The sequence below is a fragment of the Streptomyces sp. NPDC007971 genome (assembly GCF_042958635.1).
In the GTDB taxonomy this organism is placed as follows: Bacteria; Actinomycetota; Actinomycetes; order Streptomycetales; family Streptomycetaceae; genus Streptomyces.
Genome location: NZ_JBIBJK010000007.1, coordinates 307663 through 324928, shown reverse-complemented (window position 1 = coordinate 324928; position 17266 = coordinate 307663). Strand labels below are relative to the sequence as shown.

General features: G+C 71.3%; 14 protein-coding genes. 5 read left to right on the top strand and 9 right to left on the bottom strand.

Annotated elements, in window-relative coordinates; all coding sequences use genetic code 11:
* Positions 1-29 precede the first annotated feature (29 nt).
* Positions 30-455 (bottom strand): SRPBCC domain-containing protein, encoded by a 426-nt coding sequence (locus ACFZCP_RS17330; RefSeq protein WP_391427848.1) that lies wholly within the window; start codon positions 453-455, stop codon positions 30-32.
* Positions 456-541: 86 nt separating this feature from the next.
* Between ACFZCP_RS17330 and ACFZCP_RS17325 the strand changes: the two genes are divergently transcribed.
* Together ACFZCP_RS17325 and ACFZCP_RS17320 are read left to right on the top strand one after the other, a co-directional pair.
* Complete coding sequence (locus ACFZCP_RS17325) at positions 542-856, top strand: metalloregulator ArsR/SmtB family transcription factor (protein ID WP_362682448.1); 315 nt, start codon at positions 542-544, stop codon at positions 854-856.
* Positions 853-1290, top strand: a complete 438-nt coding sequence (locus ACFZCP_RS17320; RefSeq protein ID WP_391427847.1) for an SRPBCC domain-containing protein — start codon at positions 853-855, stop codon at positions 1288-1290. Before ACFZCP_RS17325 ends, ACFZCP_RS17320 begins: the two co-directional genes overlap by 4 nt.
* A gap of 7 nt (positions 1291-1297) precedes the next feature.
* On the opposite strand, the gene ACFZCP_RS17315 is transcribed toward ACFZCP_RS17320, so the two are convergent.
* The 4 genes from ACFZCP_RS17315 to ACFZCP_RS17300 form a co-directional block, all read right to left on the bottom strand.
* Positions 1298-2467, bottom strand: coding sequence for a flippase-like domain-containing protein (locus ACFZCP_RS17315; RefSeq protein WP_391427952.1), 1170 nt, complete (start codon positions 2465-2467; stop codon positions 1298-1300).
* A 751-nt stretch (positions 2468-3218) separates the two neighbouring features.
* Positions 3219-3689 (bottom strand): DUF1003 domain-containing protein, encoded by a 471-nt coding sequence (locus ACFZCP_RS17310; RefSeq protein ID WP_391427846.1) that lies wholly within the window; start codon positions 3687-3689, stop codon positions 3219-3221.
* Positions 3690-3775: 86 nt separating this feature from the next.
* Positions 3776-5416, bottom strand: coding sequence for an ATP-binding cassette domain-containing protein (locus ACFZCP_RS17305; protein WP_391427845.1), 1641 nt, complete (start codon positions 5414-5416; stop codon positions 3776-3778).
* A gap of 36 nt (positions 5417-5452) precedes the next feature.
* Positions 5453-6493, bottom strand: coding sequence for an oxidoreductase (locus tag ACFZCP_RS17300; RefSeq protein ID WP_391427844.1), 1041 nt, complete (start codon positions 6491-6493; stop codon positions 5453-5455).
* A gap of 90 nt (positions 6494-6583) precedes the next feature.
* On the opposite strand from ACFZCP_RS17300, the gene ACFZCP_RS17295 reads away from it, so the two are divergent.
* Positions 6584-7498, top strand: a complete 915-nt coding sequence (locus tag ACFZCP_RS17295) for an FAD-dependent oxidoreductase (RefSeq protein ID WP_391427951.1) — start codon at positions 6584-6586, stop codon at positions 7496-7498.
* 4 nt (positions 7499-7502) lie between these two features.
* Here the strand turns inward: ACFZCP_RS17295 and ACFZCP_RS17290 are convergent, their stop codons facing one another.
* A complete protein-coding gene (locus ACFZCP_RS17290) occupies positions 7503-9473 on the bottom strand; it encodes a Xaa-Pro dipeptidyl-peptidase (RefSeq protein ID WP_391427843.1) in 1971 nt (656 codons plus the stop codon).
* A gap of 172 nt (positions 9474-9645) precedes the next feature.
* Between ACFZCP_RS17290 and ACFZCP_RS17285 the strand changes: the two genes are divergently transcribed.
* The gene (locus tag ACFZCP_RS17285; RefSeq protein ID WP_391427842.1) at positions 9646-11133 is read left to right on the top strand and encodes a M1 family aminopeptidase; all 1488 of its coding nucleotides are present in this window, start codon (positions 9646-9648) and stop codon (positions 11131-11133) included.
* A 3-nt stretch (positions 11134-11136) separates the two neighbouring features.
* Here ACFZCP_RS17285 and ACFZCP_RS17280 read toward each other — a convergent pair whose 3' ends face one another.
* The 3 genes from ACFZCP_RS17280 to ACFZCP_RS17270 all read right to left on the bottom strand — a co-directional run bounded on the left by ACFZCP_RS17280 (position 11137) and on the right by ACFZCP_RS17270 (position 14104).
* On the bottom strand, positions 11137-12054 hold the full coding sequence (locus ACFZCP_RS17280; RefSeq protein ID WP_391427841.1) for a PfkB family carbohydrate kinase: 918 nt from the start codon (positions 12052-12054) through the stop codon (positions 11137-11139).
* A complete protein-coding gene (locus ACFZCP_RS17275) occupies positions 12051-12539 on the bottom strand; it encodes a macro domain-containing protein (RefSeq protein WP_391427840.1) in 489 nt (162 codons plus the stop codon). The genes ACFZCP_RS17280 and ACFZCP_RS17275 overlap by 4 nt, the downstream gene beginning before the upstream one ends.
* 98 nt (positions 12540-12637) lie before the next feature.
* On the bottom strand, positions 12638-14104 hold the full coding sequence (locus ACFZCP_RS17270) for an amino acid permease (RefSeq protein ID WP_391427839.1): 1467 nt from the start codon (positions 14102-14104) through the stop codon (positions 12638-12640).
* A 477-nt stretch (positions 14105-14581) separates the two neighbouring features.
* On the opposite strand from ACFZCP_RS17270, the gene ACFZCP_RS17265 reads away from it, so the two are divergent.
* Positions 14582-17239 carry an alkaline phosphatase family protein gene (locus ACFZCP_RS17265; protein ID WP_391427838.1) on the top strand — a complete coding sequence of 886 codons (2658 nt, stop codon included), beginning with the start codon at positions 14582-14584 and terminating at the stop codon, positions 17237-17239.
* Positions 17240-17266: the final 27 nt, after the last annotated feature.

Sequence of the window (17266 nt, the reverse complement as noted above, 5' to 3'; positions counted from 1 at the left end):
CCCTGGTGATCGGGCCGGCGCGGTTGCGCTCAGGCGGTGAAGAGGAGGGCGGGTTCGCCGGTCTCGGCGTAGCTCTTGAGCCGGACGAACGTCGTCGCCCCGCCGTAGGTGAAGTCGCGGTGCACGTCGTCGACGGCCGGGAAGCCGCTGCGCGGGAAGCGCAGGGTGATGCCGCCCTCGGGGCGGGCCGGCAGTTCGTGGGTCTGCTCGGTGCCGGTCCACGGTCCGTTCGGACCGGCGAGGACGAGCCGCCTTTCCGGCCCCGCCTCGGTGACCCGCAGGCGCCACGGCTCCGGGACGCCGGGGAACGCCGGCTCGTGCAGACCGTCGACGCCCTCGGCCGCGGTGGCCGTCGTGGTGGTGAACCAGCCGCGCATCCCCTCGGTCGTCGAGATCGCCGTGTAGACGGTGTCCGGTTCGGCCTCCACGGCCAGGTGCATCGCGGTCTCGGGCATGTGTGCTCCTTCCGCCCTTCTCATTTTAGCCACTACTAAAATGACTCAGAAGGACGGCACATTCAAGTGGCGACTAAAATGACCTCATGGATGCGGTACGGGTGGTCGCCGAGCCCCGGCGGCGCGAGATCCTGCGACTGGTGTGGGACACGGAGCTGTCCGCGGGCGAGATAGCCGAGCGGTTCGACGTCACCTTCGGGGCGGTCTCCCAGCACCTCAAGGTGCTCAGGGACTCCGGCCTGGTCACGCTGCGCCAGGACGGCAAGAAGCGCTTCTACCGCGCCGACCGCGAGGCCCTCGGGCCACTGGCCGCGTATCTGCAGTCCATGTGGGCCGCCAAGCTGGACACGCTCGCCGAACTGGCTCAGGCGGCGGAGCGATCCGAAGGGACGGGCTCGTGAGCAACAACGCGGTCACTCTGGAGCGGCGCATCGCGGCGCGCCCCGAGACGGTGTTCTCCTTCTTCACCGACCGGGAGAAGTGGCTGTCCTGGATGGGCCGGGACGGCGAGTTCAGCTTCGAGCCCGGCGGCGCCTACCGGACGAACGTCAACGGGGACCACGTGGCCGAGGGCCGCTTCGTCGAGATCGACCCGCCCAAGCGCATCGTCTTCACCTGGGGCTGGATCGAGGACGACATGCCGGTGCCTCCCGGTTCCTCGACGGTCGAGATCACCCTGGAGCCGGTGCCCGAGGGCACCCTGCTGCGGCTGGTCCACCGGGACCTGCCCTCGCCCGAGGCGGGTGCCGCGCACGAGGAGGGCTGGACGCACTACGTCGAGCGGCTCGCCGTGGTGGCGGCGGGCGGCGATCCCGGGCCCGACGCCTGGATGTGAGCCTGCATCACACGTAGCCCTTCCGCTGGACGACGCCGAGCGCGAAGGCGCCCAGGGGGACGTTGAGCCAGAAGGTGAGCAGCCGGTAGACCAGGACGGCCGAGGTGGCGGGGCCCGCGGGCACACCGAGCGCGGTCAGGCCGGCGATGAGTCCGGCCTCGAGCGCGCCGAGGCCGCCGGGGACGGGAGCGGCGTTGGCGAGCAGCCGGGCCGCCATGTAGGCGGCGCCCACCTGGACGAAGGGAAGGTCGCCGCCGAGCGCGTGGACGCTCAGGGCGAGGCCCACGACCTGGACGAGGGGCAGGCCGAGCGCGCCCACGGTGCCGACGGCGATCTTCACGGGGTCGGTGGCGATGCCCTTGACGGTCGACCCGGCCGAGCCGAGGAACGGCCACACCTTCTCGTGCAGGAAGCGCCTGCCCGGCGGGGTGAGGCCGATGAGTCCCCCGGCGGCGAGCACGAGCGCGACGACGGGAAGCGCGTACCGGCCGACGGGCGCGTCCAGGTGCACTCCGCCGCGGTGCCCTCCGGCCCAGGCGAGGAACACCGCGGCGACCAGGGTGTTGGAGACGGCTCCGGCCAGGCTCTGCAGTCCGACGGAGGCCGTGGCCGCGCCGGTCTCGATACCTCGCCGAGCAGCGGGTCGGTCAGGTCCTCGGCCGGCAGCGCCGACAGCCGGCGGGCGTCCTGCCCGACGGTCACCAGGAGGGCACCCTCCGCGTCCACCGGGTAGGCGATCACGGGCTCGTCGACCCGGGCGCCGGTGCGGGCGGCGAAGACCAGCATGAGCAGTTCGTGTTCGACGGCGCCGAGCGGTGTCTGCGCCCCGGGGTCGTCCGGACGGCGCAGCAGGGTACGCCGGGCCAGCCGGCGGAACAGGTCGCGGCCCTGGTCCTCGGCGGCGACGGCGCGTACGGCCAGCCGCGCGGCGGCGGTGGTCTCGGCGCGGTAGAGGATGCCCTCGCCGGGAAGCTGCTCCTGCGCGGGCAGCTCGTGCAGAGCGGCCAGCGGGATGCCGCAGGCGGCCAGTGCATCGGCGACCGCCCGGCCCGGCGGGCGGTCCGGCGGGCCGCCCGCCGCGAGCAGGACCGCGGAGCCGGCCGCGCCGCCCGCGGCCAGCGCGGCGACGGTCTCCAGGGGCACGAGAGCGGCGGCCACGGCGCTCACCACCGCGCACGCGGCGGTCAGGGACCACAGCGCCCGCCGCCACGGCCGCGCGAGCCAGGGCCCCGCGGCGACCACGGCAGCGGCGCACGCGGCCAGGTACACCGCGGACGGCCAGCCCGCCCGGACCAGTCCGCCCCGACCGGCCAGCACCGCGGGCCACAGCTCCGGTCTGCCGCGGGCCAGCGCCAGCCGGGTGAGCGCCCAGGCGGTCGCCGCGCCCAGCGCCGCCGCGGGCAGGATCCTGAGCAGCACGTCGATCCGCCGGCGCACGACGAGGACGACCACGGCCGCGACGGGCGCCGCCAGGGCGACGGCCTGCACCGTGCCGACCAGGCCGTCGCGCAGGCCGGGCGGCAGCGCGTTCGCCGCGGTGAGCAGCCCCTGCTGCGCCCCGCGGGCGAACTCACGGGTGACGACCGCCACCAGCACCGCCAGCCCGAGCAGTACCAGGGACACCAGCAGCCGTGAGAGATCGGCGGCCCGGCGCACATCGCGCGGCGGGGGCGCGTCGATCACCGGCGCCGCCCGGCCGTCCGCTCTGCCGACGATGTCGGGGGACAGGATCATGTCGCGGTGCCCGGTCACCTCCGGCCACCGGCGGGGAGGCGAGGACGTCCCATGCGCTCACTTCCCTGGGGATGTCGTCCGGCCGGCCCGGACACCCGTCCTCATCGTCCCACCGCGTGGCGGGCCCGGCGTGCGTCGTACGACCGTGCTGCCGGCGACGCGGCGCCGTCACTCGGAGGGCCGGCCGGAGCCGCTCATCCGGGCGCGGTTCTCCTCAAGGAGTTCCTGCACCCTGTGCTCGACCTCCTCGGGGTCGACCCCCAGGGCGCGGCCCATGTGGATCGACCACACCTCCGAGCGCACGTTGGTCTCGAAGTCCAGTCGGCACGTACGTTCTCGCGGGCGGCCTGGCGGTTCTGGCTCACCATCACGAAGGTGGACAGGAAGATCGCCTCCAGGCTGACGATCATGGTGAGCAGTCCGAAAGGGAACGGGTCCCAGACCGCCTCCTGGCCGAACACGCCCTCCTTGCACACGATCCAGACCGTGAACCACAGGCCGTGCAGATAGACGAACAGCATGGTCCCGGCGAAGGCGGTGATCGCGTCCGCGATCTTGTCCTCGGTCCCGTGCAGTTGCGCGAGCACGTCCTGCTCACGCAGCAGCCGCAGAGCCGGACCACCCCGACGGCCCGGACGACCCGGACCGCTCACCGCACCGCTCATGGCCACTCCTCGACCGACCGTCCAGGGGGACAGCCGTGAGCCTACGTGGCGGGCGGGCCGGATCCCGGGTGCGCCACGGCGTCCCGTCAGCGCTCCGTGACCTTGCCCGCCGCGACCTCCAGACGGCGGGTCACCCGGACCGCGTCGAGCATCCGCCGGTCGTGGGTGACCAGGAGCAGTGTGCCCTCGTAGGAGTCCAGGGCGGACTCCAGCTGTTCGATGGCGGGCAGGTCGAGGTGGTTGGTCGGCTCGTCGAGGACGAGGAGGTTGACACCCCGGCCCTGGAGCAGCGCCAGCGCGGCCCGGGTGCGTTCGCCCGGCGAGAGGGTCGCGGCCGGGCGCCGCACGTGGTCCGCCTTCAGGCCGAACTTGGCGAGCAGGGTGCGGACCTCTACCGGCTCCGTGTCCGGGACGGCCGCGCAGAAGGCGTCCAGCAGCCCCTCCGGCCCGTGGAACAGCTTGCGGGCCTGGTCGACCTCGCCGACCAGGACACCCGAACCCAGCGCGGCGTGCCCGGCGTCCAGCGGGACGCGGCCGAGGAGCGCGCCCAGCAGGGTCGACTTGCCCGCGCCGTTGGCTCCGGTCACCGCGACCCGGTCCGCCCAGTCGATCTGCAACGACGCCGGGCCGAGGGTGAAGTCCCCGCGCCGTACCTCCGCGTCGCGCAGCGTCGCGACCACCGCGCCCGAGCGCGGGGCCGCCGCGATCTCCATGCGCAGTTCCCACTCCTTGCGCGGCTCCTCGACCACCTCCAGCCGCTCGATCATGCGCTGGGTCTGGCGGGCCTTGGCGGCCTGCTTCTCGCTGGCCTCGCTGCGGAACTTGCGGCCGATCTTGTCGTTGTCGTTGCCCGACTTGCGCCGGGCGTTCTTCACTCCCTTGTCCATCCAGGAGCGCTGCATCTGCGCACGGTCCTGGAGGGCGGACCTCTTGTCGGCGTACTCCTCGTAGTCCTCGCGGGCGTGCCGGCGGGCGACGTCCCGCTCCTCCAGGTAGGCCTCGTAGCCGCCGCCGTAGAGGTTGATCTGCCGCTGGGCGAGGTCGAGTTCGAGGACCTTGGTGACCGTGCGGGTCAGGAACTCGCGGTCGTGGCTGACGACGACCGTGCCCGCGCGCAGGCCGGCGACGAAGCGTTCGAGGCGCTCCAGGCCGTCCAGGTCCAGGTCGTTGGTGGGCTCGTCCAGGAGAAAGACGTCGTAGCGGGACAGGAGGAGCGAGGCGAGGCCCGCACGCGCCGCCTGGCCGCCGGAGAGGGAGGTCATCGGCTGGTCCAGGTCCACGGCCAGGCCCAGGGAGTCGGCGACCTCCTCCGCGCGCTCGTCCAGGTCGGCGCCGCCGAGGTTCAGCCAGCGTTCCAGGCTCAGTGCGTAGGCGTCGTCGGCGCCGGGCGCGCCGTCGACCAGCGCCTGTGTGGCCTCGTCCATCACGCGCTGCGCCTCGGCGACGCCGGTGCGGCGGGCCAGGAACGCCCGGACGGTCTCCCCCGGACGGCGCTCGGGCTCCTGGGGCAGATGCCCGACGGTCGCGGCCGGCGGGGAGAGCCGCAGCTCGCCCTCGTCGGGCGGGGTCAGCCCGGCGAGCAGGCGCAGCAGCGAGGACTTGCCCGCGCCGTTGGCGCCGACCAGCCCGATCACGTCACCGGGCGCGACGACCAGGTCGAGTCCGGTGAACAGGGAGCGGTCGCCGTGGCCGGCGGCGAGGTTCTTGGCGACGAGGGTGGCAGTCATCAGGACGCCGATCCTAGTGCTCCGCGCACCCGCCGCTCATTCGGGTCCGCCTCGGCGCACCGGCTCCGCCAGCACGCTCCCCGAGGTCCGGGCCACGACGAACGCCTCCCCCTTGACCGCTCTCGGGTCCAGCGGGATGCGGTGCCGGCCGGGTTCCAGGATGCCGTCGAAGACCTCCCGGGTGTGGGTCCGGTAGAGCCGGTCCAGACGGTAGGCGGTGACCTGCACCCGGCACGGCGAGGTCACCTCGATGTCCGCCTCCCCGTCGGCGGCCACCAGCTCGGTCAGCCGGCGCTGCCCGAGCGGGCTGCGGTCCAGGGCGTGCTCGATCTGCGCGACGAGCAGCGGCACTATGGGGGCCAGGCCGTCCACACAGGCGACCTCGACCCCGGCCAGCGCGAACGCCTCCCGTACGGCGGCCCGTTCGCCCTCGCCGATGGCTCGCCCGAAGGCGACGGCGCCGTAACCGCGCAGTTCCTCGGCGGGGACGCCACGGGCGTCCTGGGTGATGTCGGCGCCAATGCCGATGGTGCGCAGCGCGGCGGCGAGCTTGGCGAGGACGGCGACGCGGGCACCGATCAGCAGCACCCGGCGGCGGGGGGCGGGCGGGGCCTCGGTGTCCTCGATCAGGGCGGCGAGGGCGGCGCGGTAGTCGGGGCCGTGGAAGCGGAAGGGGCCTATGCCGTGGTAGCCGTTGAGTTCCAGGTCGGCGTGTTCGCCGGTCTGCCAGGCGAAGTCCCGCCAGATGTAGTCGTCGCCGTCCTGCTCGATGACGGCGGTGACCGCGCCACAGGCCAGGTCCGCGCACTCGGGGCAGCCGTAGATCACGAAGCGGCCGTCCGGGAGCGGCGGCCGCGCCTGCAGGAGCAGGCTGCGCACATGTGCGGTGAAGATGGCGGGCGGGATGTCGGAGGCGAGCGGGGAGACCGCGTCCAGATCGGAGAGCTGGAACAGCAGGGGGCGGCCGTCGACGATGAAGTCCACGAAGTCGCGGTGGACCTGGTAGCCGCCGTCGGCGAGGACACCGCCGGCGCGGGTCGCCGGTGCCAGGCCGAAGGTCGCGTATGCGGCAGACATGTTGTGAGTATCCCCACATCGGGACGGATGTGAGCGCGGCATGACATATTCGGTTAGCGTCCTGGCGTGAAGCATCAGTCGGAAGACGCGGTGATCGTGGTCGGTGGCGGGGTCGTCGGGCTGACGACGGCCGTGGTCCTGGCCGAGTCCGGGCAGCAGGTGCGGGTGTGGGCGCGGGAGGCCGCCGAACACACCACCTCGGCGGTCGCCGGCGGACTGTGGTGGCCGTACCGGATCGAGCCCGAGCCCCTCGTCGGCGCATGGGCGCTGGAATCCCTCGCGGTGTACGAGGAGTTGGCGGCCCGCCCGCAGGAGTCGGGCGTACGCCTGGTCGAGGGTGTACACGAAGGGACCCGGCTGGACGAGCTGGGTGCGTGGGCGGACCGGGTGGCGGGGCTGCGGGAGGTGCCCGCGGGCCTGGAGGCGCGGCTGCCGGTGATCGACATGCCCGTCCATCTGGCGTGGCTGCGGAAGCGGTTCGCGCGGGCCGGGGGCACGATCGAAGAGCGCGAGGTGTCGGATCTGGCCGCCGTCCCGGCCGGTGTGGTCGTCAACTGCACCGGACTGGGGGCGCGTTCGCTGGTGCCGGACCCGGCGGTGCATCCGGTGCGCGGCCAGCTGGTCGTCGTGGAGAATCCCGGGATCACCTCGTGGTACACCTCCGCGAAGCACTCCGACGACACCTCCACCTACTTCATCCCGCAGCCGGACCGACTGCTGCTGGGCGGTACGGCGCAGGACGGCGCCTGGTCGCTGGAGCCGGATCCCGCCACGGCCGTGGCGATCGTCGCGCGGTGCGCGGCCGTCCGGCCGGAGATCGCCGGGGCACGGGTGCTGGGGCACCGGGTGGGACTCAGACCCGCCCGTCCCGCCGTCCGGCTGGAACGGCAGTGCCTGCCGGACGGCCGCGTACTGGTGCACAACTACGGGCACGGCGGGGCCGGGATCACGGTGGCCTGGGGCTGTGCCCGTGAGGCGGCCGGGCTGACCCGCCCGGCCGCCTGAGCGGTCAGCCCGCCGGGAGGTGCAGGACGGTGCGCGGTGCGCGGACGCCGTCCAGGACCTGTGCCGCGGGAGCGGCGGGCGCGCTGCCTGCCGTGGCCCGGGCGAACGCCGCGGCTCCGCCGACCAGCGGGATCCTGGCCGTCGTACGGGACAGGTCCAGGGTGAGAGTCGGCTTGGTGGACGGCGGGTCGATGAGGTCCTTGTCCGTGCCGGCCACGATCAGCGCCAGGCGGTGGCCCTTGGGGACGACGTGGTCGGTCGGCGCCAGGGACAGGGTCATCGTGTACGCCCGGCCCGGGGTGAGCGGGACGCCGTGGTCGAGCGAGGCGTGGTGGCCGAGGTCGGCCCAGCCGCGGCTGAGCACGGTGTCGCCGACGGCGCTGGTCTTCGCCGTGGTCTTCTTGAAGCAGGCACTGTCCCCGGCCGTGCTCTCGCCCCAGCAGCTGCGGTCGGTGAGGGTGGTGATGCCCTCGCCGCTGTCGGCGTAGTCGCGGATGGTGTCCGGTCCGACGTCCACCAGGACGGCGGACAGATGGGCCGAGGTGGTGGTCGGTGTGGCGGTCACGGTCACCGTGGAGGAGCCGGACAGGCGCAGGTCGTGGGTCAGGGGCGCGGTGAGGAATCCGGCCTTCTCCGGGGTGGGGGCGGTGAGGTGGGCCGCCCAGTCGGTCTCGCTCAGTTTCGGGTCGTCGGTGAAGGTCTCGGTGCCGGTGGCCGGGCCGAGGCCGAGGGTGCCGACGCCGGGGGTGGTGCCGGGGGCCGGGCGGAGCGTCGTGGTCTGTGTGCCGTGCGGCGGCCAGAGCGTGGAGGTGACCCACTGGTCGGGGTGGCGTTCGATGTCGGCCATCGGCTCGCGGTCGATGCCGTTGTCGTAGCCGAGGAGTTCGTGGTCGAACCAGCGGTGCAGGGTGTCGACCCAGGCGCCGCGCCGGTAGTCGAAGGGGTCGACGTGCCCGGTCTGGGAGAGCCAGATCTTGCGCTGCACGCCGTGCTTGGCGAGGGCGTCCCACCACTGGCCGAAGTTCTTGGTGCGCACGTTGAGGTCCTGCATGCCGTGGACCAGGAAGACGCTGGCCCGCACCTTGGCCGCGTCCTTGACGTAGTTCCGCTCGGTCCACAGCGGGGTCCAGTCTCCGCTGCGCGGGCTGCCGTCGGCCAGCTTCTTGTGCACGGCCGCGCAGTGGGCCGCGGCGTCGCCGCTCTCGACGTAGCCGGCCAGTTCGTCGGGGCCGCCGTCGTACAGCGGGGCGCCCTGGGCGAAGTAGTAGTCGTACCAGGAGGAGATGCCGCTGATCGGGACGATGGTCTTCAGGCCCTTGACGCCGGTGGCTGCGACGCCGTTGGCGATGGTGGCGTCCCAGCTCTTGCCGATCATTCCGGTACTGCCGTTGGTCCAGGTCGCCTTGACGGTCTTGGTGCCGGTGCGGGTCGAGTACGCCTTGGCGCGGCCGTTCAGCCAGTCGACGACCGCTTTGGCGGACTGGATGTCGGAGCGGCCGCCGACGTCGACGCAGCCGTCTGAGCGGTTGGTACCGGCCAGGTCGACGCCGACGAAGGCGTAGCCGCGGGGCACGAAGTAGTTGTCGTAGAACAACGGCATCTGGACCACGCGGCCGTGTGCGTCGTACGTCTTGAGCTGGCTCTCGTTGCCACGTCCGCAGCACGAGTAGTAGGGGCTGGCGTCCATGACGACCGGCACCTTGCGGCCCTGGCGGGCGGGTTCGGCGGGCCGGACGATGTCGGCGGCGACGCGGTCCGTCTTCCCGTCGCCGTTGCCGTCGAGGCCGGTGTCCACCCAGACCGCCTCGCGGACGGCGTGGGCGTACGAGTAGACCGGCTTGCTCTCGCGGGGCGCGGCCTGCGTGGCCTGCGCGGCGGACGGGACGAGGAAGGCGGCCGTCAGGACGGTGACGGCCACGGTCGCGAGCGCTCTCCAGATCGTGAAGCGCGTGCGCATCGGTGTGCTTTTCGGCATGCGCGGACGGTACTCCGGTCAACTCCCGTGCAGAAGAGGACACAAGGGGTCTCGGGTGGCACGTGACGGCTGAATGGCGATCGTGTGACAGCAGGCGCCATGGACAGGTCAGTGGCCACAGGGACTGAATAGGCTCCGAACAGACTTCCTGTCCCGACGACTTGGAGCTGACGTGCACCGCAGAATCATCGCGCCGGGGGCACTCGCGGCCGCCACCCTCCTGCTGGCGATCCCGGCATCGGCCGCGAGCTACACCCCCGGCGCGCCGGGCATCGGCGACCCCTACTACCCGTCCTACGGCAACGGCGGTTACGACGTCTCGCACTACGACCTGAGGCTGCGGTACCAGCCGAAGACGGACGAGCTGCAGGGCACGGCGACCGTGCTGGCGAGGACCACGCAGGACCTGTCCAGCTTCGACCTGGACTTCCTGCTGGACGTGAGCGAGGTGCGGGTCAACGGCACCAAGGCATCCTTCACCACGTCCGACCAGCACGAACTGGTGATCACACCGAAGACGCCGCTCGCCAAGGGCACGCCGATCACCGTCGTCGTCCGCTACCGCGGTGTGCCGTCGACGAAGAGCGCCTACGGTTTCAACGCCTGGCACCGCACGCCCGACGGCGCGGTGGCCGCCGACGAGCCCGAGGCCGCCTGGTGGTGGTTCCCGAGCAACGACCACCCGAGCGACAAGGCGACCTACGACGTGTCGGTGGCCGTCCCGGACGGCACCCAGGCGATCTCCAACGGCACGCTGCAGTCGAGCGGTTCGAAGCTGGGCTGGACCACCTACAGCTGGCGCCAGAACAAGCCGCAGGCGACCTATCTGGCCACGCTCGCTGTCGGCAAGTTCGACATCACCACCAACACCTCCGAGGGCGGGGTGCCGGTCGTCAACGCCTACAGCCGGGACCTCGGCGACAACGACGGGGCCGCGCGGGCGAGCGTGGAGCGCACCGGCGAGGTCGTGGACTGGCTGAGCGGCTATTTCGGGCCGTATCCGTTCAGCTCGGCGGGCGGCTATGTGCCGAACACCACCACCGGGTACGCGCTGGAGACCCAGGGGCGTGTCTACTACAGCCCGAAGCAGTTCGCGAAGGGCACCAACACCTCGGTGGTCGTGCACGAGCTGGCCCACCAGTGGTACGGCGACGACGTGTCGGTGAAGGGCTGGAAGGACATCTGGCTCAACGAGGGCTTCGCCACGTACGCGCAGTGGCTGTGGTCGGAGCACGAGGGCGAGGGCACGCCGCAGGAGCTCGCCGACTACGTGTACGCCTCGCACCCGGCGGACGACTCGTTCTGGACGGTCAAGCCCGGCGACCCGGGCCCGGACGACCAGTTCGACGGCGCGGTCTACGACCGGGGCGCCGCCGCCATCCAGGCGCTGCGCAACGAGGTCGGCGACGACGCGTTCTTCCGCATCCTGAAGGGCTGGCCGCAGGCGCACGCGTACGGCAACGCCTCCGTGGCCGACTTCGAGAAGTACGCCGAGCAGGTCTCCGGCAAGCCGCTGGCCGCGCTGTTCGACACCTGGCTGTTCCAGCCGTCGAAGCCGGCCCTGTCCGCGGCGCGCTCCCTGGCGAAGCCGGGGACGGCCGTCGCCCGGCCGAAGTCCTGGCAGAAGATCAAGGCCACGCACGCCGCCCACGGGCACTGACCCTCACGGATTCGGCCCGGCCGCCCCTTTCAGGAGGTCGTCCCGGCCCACCGCGTCCGCGCGGTCGGCCGGGACGGTGCACGCGTAGGCCCCGGCGACGGCGCCGAAGCGGGCGCACCGCTGTGGGGGTTCACCGGCCAGGCGGCCGTAGAGGAACGCGGCCGCGAAGGCGTCGCCGGCGCCGTTGGAGTCGACCACCGGCGCGGGCGGGGCCGCGGCCGGTATGCGGGTCGTCTCGCCGTCGGCCAGCAGATACGCGCCCTCGGCTCCGGCGGTCGCGACCACGGTCCTCGCCCGGCCCCGCTCGGCGATGCGCCGCATGGTCCGCTCGGGGTCGGGCAGCGCGGCAGCGGAGAGGAAGACCACGTCGGCCGCGAGGGCGAACGGCTCGTGGTACGGGTTCTCACCGTCCCAGTCGTGCAGGTCCGTGGAGAGGGGCACGCCGGTCGCGGCCAGCATCGGCAGGGCGTGGGCACAGGGCTGGGTGATGGTGACGTGGATGTGCCGGCCGGCCGCGGCCAGCGCGCGCAGGGTCTCCTCTGGGAAGCGGTCGTCGGGGTGGCCGCGGCTGGTGTCGTAGAGGGACAGCCGCCGGCCGTCCGGGGCGACCAGGTTGACCGCGCGCCGGGTCCCGGCGGGCTGCGGGAGTGCGGTCAGGGCGATGCCCCGCTCCCGGTGCAGGGCGCGGACGAGGTCGCCCTCGGGGTCGTCGCCGAGCAGGTCCAGGTGGTGGGTGCGCAGGCCGAGCGCGGCCAGGCCCAGGGCGACGAAGTCGCCGGTCTGCCCGGCGCGGGTGCGGATCCCGGAGTCGATCATGTAGCTGTCGGCGTACGGGAGCGGCAGCTCGGGGACCCGGACGATCGTGTCCACCCCGGCTCCGCCCAGCACCAGGACGTCGATCGGCTCTGCCTGGGGTGTCATCCCCCGCCCTCCCCGTGGTCGTACACCGTCACCGCGATCCCGCGCTCGACCAGCCGCTCGGTGATGAGCGGCTCTATACGGGACCAGGTGCCGCCCGCCAGGCCGCAGCCTATGCGGGGCATGTGCACGGACGCACCGAGTTCGATCACTTGGCCGGCGAGGCGGCCCAGGGCGGCGTCGATCGCCTCGTAGCGGACGGGGACGCCCTTGCTGCCTCTCCGTATGCCGCGCTGGCCGACCATGTTGGCCACCCACACGTACGGATCGACCTTGACGAGCTGGACCGCGCCCAGGCCGAAGTCGTTCTTCGCGCGGCCGCGGTGCCAGGCGCGGTACGCCGCCTCCGGCTCCGGCCAGCGGCGCGAGAGCGCCAGGACGAAGCCCTTCCCCCAGCCCCCGATGTCGTTGCAGACGTGGGCGATCACCTTGGCGCCCTTGACCGACGGAACGGTGGCGTCACCCCGGACATACATGATCCCCGACATGACGCCACCGTAGGCGATGCCACTGACAGTGGCGCTGAGCTGCTGCTTCGTCAGCAGCTGCTTCGTCAGTTGTTACTGCGAGCTGTTACTGCGAGCTGTTACTGCGTCAGCCGCGACAGTTCCTCGTCGGCCGTGCGGGCCACCCGGCGGCGGACGCCGAACCAGCCGGCGACCAGCAGCACGGCGAGCACCGGGATGAGCAGCAGCGTCTTGCGGCCGACGTCCGGGTCGTTCCACATCATGCCGAGGCAGACCAGCAGGAAGGTGATGGTGGCGATCTCCGTGACCGGGCTGCCCTTGAGGCGGAAGTGCGGCCGGGTGGCCAGGCCCGCGCGGGCCCGCCGGACGAAGATCATGTGGCAGAGCATGATGATCACCCAGGTGCTGATGATGCCGAGCGAGGCGATGTTCAGCACGATCTCGAAGGCCTGACTGGGCATCAGGTAGTTCAGGCCGACGCCGAGCACGCAGACGGCGCAGGTCAGCAGGATGCCGCCGTAGGGGACCTGGCTGCGGTTCATGCGCGCGGTGAACTTCGGGGCGGAGCCCGCCATGGCCATCGAGCGCAGGATGCGGCCGGTGGAGTACAGGCCCGAGTTCAGCGAGGACATCGCGGCGGTCAGCACGACCAGGTTCATCACGTCGCCGGCCGCCGGGACGCCGATCTTCGACAGGACCGTCACGAACGGGCTCTGGTCGGCGGAGTACACCGAGCCGGGCAGCAGCAGGGCGAGCAGCACGACCGAGCCGACGTAGAACAGGCCCACGCGCCACATGATCGAGTTCACCGCACGCGGAACGACCTTCTCCGGCTCGGCGGTCTCGCCGGCGGCGACGCCGACCAGCTCCAGGGCGGCGTACGCGAAGATCACGCCCTGCATGACGAGGACGACCGGCATGACGCCGTGCGGGAAGACGCCGCCGTGGTCGCTGATCACGCTCAGACCGGGGGTGTGGCCGCCGACCTTGTGCTGGGTGGCGAGCAGGAAGATGCCGATCAGCATGAAGCCGACGATGGTGGCGACCTTGATGATCGCGAACCAGAACTCCATCTCGCCGAAGATCTTCACCGAGATCAGGTTCACGGCGAGGACCACCGCGAGGGCGATCAGCGCCAGCACCCACTGCGGGATGGTCGTGAACATGCTCCAGTAGTGCGTGTAGAGCGCGATCGCGGTGATGTCGGCGATGCCGGTGGTCGACCAGTTCAGGAAGTACATCCAGCCGGCGACGTAGGCGCCCTTCTCACCGAGGAACTCCCGCGCGTACGACACGAAGGAACCGGAGGACGGCCGGTACAGGACCAGCTCGCCCAAAGCCCGCACGACGAAGAAGGCGAAGACGCCGCAGACCAGGTAGGCCAGGGCGAGCGCCGGGCCGGCGTTGTGCAGCCGGCCACCGGCGCCCAGGAGGAGGCCGGTGCCGATGGCGCCGCCGATGGCGATCATGTTGACGTGGCGGGCCTTGAGGTCCTTGCTGTAACCGGCGTCGCCCGCGTCGGCGGGGGTCCGGGCCTCCTGGGCATGGGCAACGGCCTGTGCCGAATCCACGGTTTCCTTGCTCACGGGTCGTTCCACTTCCTGGTGCGCCCGGACCTCGTGGGCCCAGGATTCCGTACATTTCGGCCCACACCACCCTGGTGGGTTGTGGCACAGACCAAGACAGCAGTTTTCCAGGAAGATCGCGTTCCATGCGATGACCCAGGTCACACAGCGGCGTTTGTCACAAAGTCCCAACGGACGGCAAAGCGTTGACAGAGTGGGCCTTTACTCCTTCACCGGCACTACAGCCGTCCGTTGATTACCGTTCTTTCGGGACCATCGATTCCACCGTTCGAAAATTCAATGTAAATCCGAATATTTTCGGAATTGCGCACGACTGATTCCCCTGGTCAGGGGGCTCCCCAAAGGAGAGGCAAAGGGTTTCCGTACCGACCTCTCAGGTATTCATGCCGCGTACATAAACCGTCGGGACCCGGTCTTTTGCGCAGCCCTAATTTCGCCTTCATGCGCAGACCGAGATTTGCCGGGAAAACGCTGGTCGTGACCGCCGCACTCGCCCTCGCGGCGACGGCTGCGGGGGTCACCTACGCCGAGGGTGGTTTCGGGAACACTCCGCTCGGCGAGAAAGTCGTGGGCAAGCAGGCGGACGGGTCGTACCTGACGCACAACAACCAGTTCGTCACGCCCGCCGGCGATGTCATCAAGGAGAACGGCCGCCCGTTCGGGCTGGCCCTCGCCCCCGACGGGAAGACGGCCGCCAGCCTGAACACGGGCGGCGCCACCACGGGCGTCGTCACCGTCTTCGACCTGGTCGGGCACAAGGTGCTCCAGCAGGTGGGCAGCGGAAAGATCTCCGACGGGGGCATCGTCTACTCCCCCGACGGCAAGCACCTGTGGGCCGCACAGCCCGCCGACCTGATCCGTTACGACGTCGCGGCGGACGGCACCCTGTCCCACCCGGTCACCGTCAAGCTGCCGGGGGCCGGTGGACGCCAGGCCGTGCCGGCGGGCCTCGCCTTCGCCCCGAACGGCACCGATCTGCTGGTGACGCTGAGCGGCAACAACACCCTCGGCGTCGTCGACACGACCACGAACACGGTCGCCCAGCAGATCGCGGTCGGGAACGTGCCCCACAGCGTCGTGGTGATCGACGGCAAGGCGTACGTGAGCAACCAGGGCGGCCGTCCCGCCCGGCCGGGCGACCGGACCGACGACTCCTACGGCACCGCCGTCGTCACCGACAACGACGACGCCGTCCCCTCCACGGGCTCCGTGTCCGAGGTCGACCTGGCCTCCGGGCAGCAGGTCAGGACCTTCGCGGTGGGCCTGGAACCCAGTGCGCTGCTGGCGGTGGGCAGGACGCTCGTCGTCGCCAACACCGACGACGACTCGGTGACCAGCATCGACACCGCCCGGCAGCAGCTGGGCCGCACCTTCGCGGCCAACCCCGCGCCCGGGGGCCCGTTCGGCGCGCAGCCCAACGGCCTGGCCCTGCTGGACGCCACACACCTCGCCGTGAGCCTGGGCCGCGACAACGCTGTCGCCGTCTACCAGTACAAGGACGCCTACACACAGCCCGCCTTCGAGGGCCTGATCCCGACCGGGTCCTTCCCCACCGGTCTGGCCGAGGACGACCGGCTCGGCCGACTGGTGGTGGCCAGCGAGCAGGGCATCGGCTCCGTCGGGGCGAGCGGCACGGTCAATCAGGGCTCCGGCACGAACCCCGCGACCTCGCACCTGGGCTACAACTTCGTCGGCACCGTGCAGACGGTCGCGCCCCCGACCGCACGGGAGATGCGGAAGTACACCCAGCAGGTGTTCAGGAACAACCAGTGGTACGGGCTGCAGCAGCGCAACCGGGCCGGAAGCGGCAGGGCCGCCCCGGTGGCCGTGCCGCTGCACGTCGGCAACCCGTCGAAGATCAAGCACGTGTTCCTGATCGTCAAGGAGAACCGCACCTACGACCAGGTCCTCGGCGACGACCCGCGCGGCAACGGCGACGCAAGCCTGACCCAGTTCGGCAAGAAGGTCACGCCGAACGTCCACGCGCTGGCCGGAGCCTTCCCGCTGATCGACAACCTGTACTCGGACGGAACCAACTCCGCCGAGGGCCACCACTGGCTGAACCAGGCGTTCGTCAACAACTACCTGCAGCAGATGTACGGCAACTACACCCGGTCGTACCAGACCGGTGACCCGCTGAGCGACGTGAAGTCCGGCTGGATCTGGGACAACGCCCTCAAGCACGGCAGGTCCGTCACCAACTGGGGCGAGCAGATGGACCGTTACGTCGACGCGAGCGGCAACGGCACGGCCGCGGGCAGCTGGCCCAAGTGGTACCACGACTCCCAGGTGATGGAGGGGAAGGCGACCGGGCCGCTGAACTACCCGGTCGGCTCCTACCAGCCGAAGACGGACATCCCCTCGCTGGCGAAGATCACCCAGCCGAACTTCCCGAACTTCGACCTGAACATCCCCGACCAGTACCGGGCGGACCTGTTCAAGCCGGTCTTCGACAAGTACGAGAAGGACGGCAACCTCCCCGCCCTCAACATGATGTGGCTGATGGACGACCACACCTCGGGCACCGCGCCGGGCGCCATCACGCCGTCCGCGCAGGTGGCCGACAACGACCTGGCGCTCGGCCGCGTCGTGGACACCATCTCGCACAGCAAGGACTGGAAGAGCACCGCGGTCTTCGTCCTGGAGGACGACTCGCAGAACGGCGTCGACCACGTCGACGGCCACCGCAACCCGACCCTCGTGATCAGCCCGTACGCGGCCCGGGGCAAGGTGGTGCACAGCTACTACAGCCAGCTGAACGTCATGCGGACCATCGAGCAGATCCTCGGCCTGCCGCCGATGAACCAGCAGGACATGGCGGCCGAGCCGATGTTCGACGCGTTCACCGACCGGCCGGACTTCACGCCGTACAGCCATCTGCCCAACGAGATCCCGCTGACCACGACGAACCCGCAGCCCTCGCAGACCACCGGCGCGGTGGCCAGGGCCTGGGCCGAGTGGTCGGCCAAGCAGGACTTCAAGACCGAGGACATGGTGAACATGGCCCAGGAGAACCGGGACATCTGGTACTCCTCGAACAACTTCACCAAGCCCTACCCGGGTGACAAGAAGGTGCTCCTGCCCGGCCAGGTGCCGGGCGGGAACGCGGCGCCGACTCCCGACGAGGACGACTGACGGTCCTCGGCGCCATCCCGCGGGGCC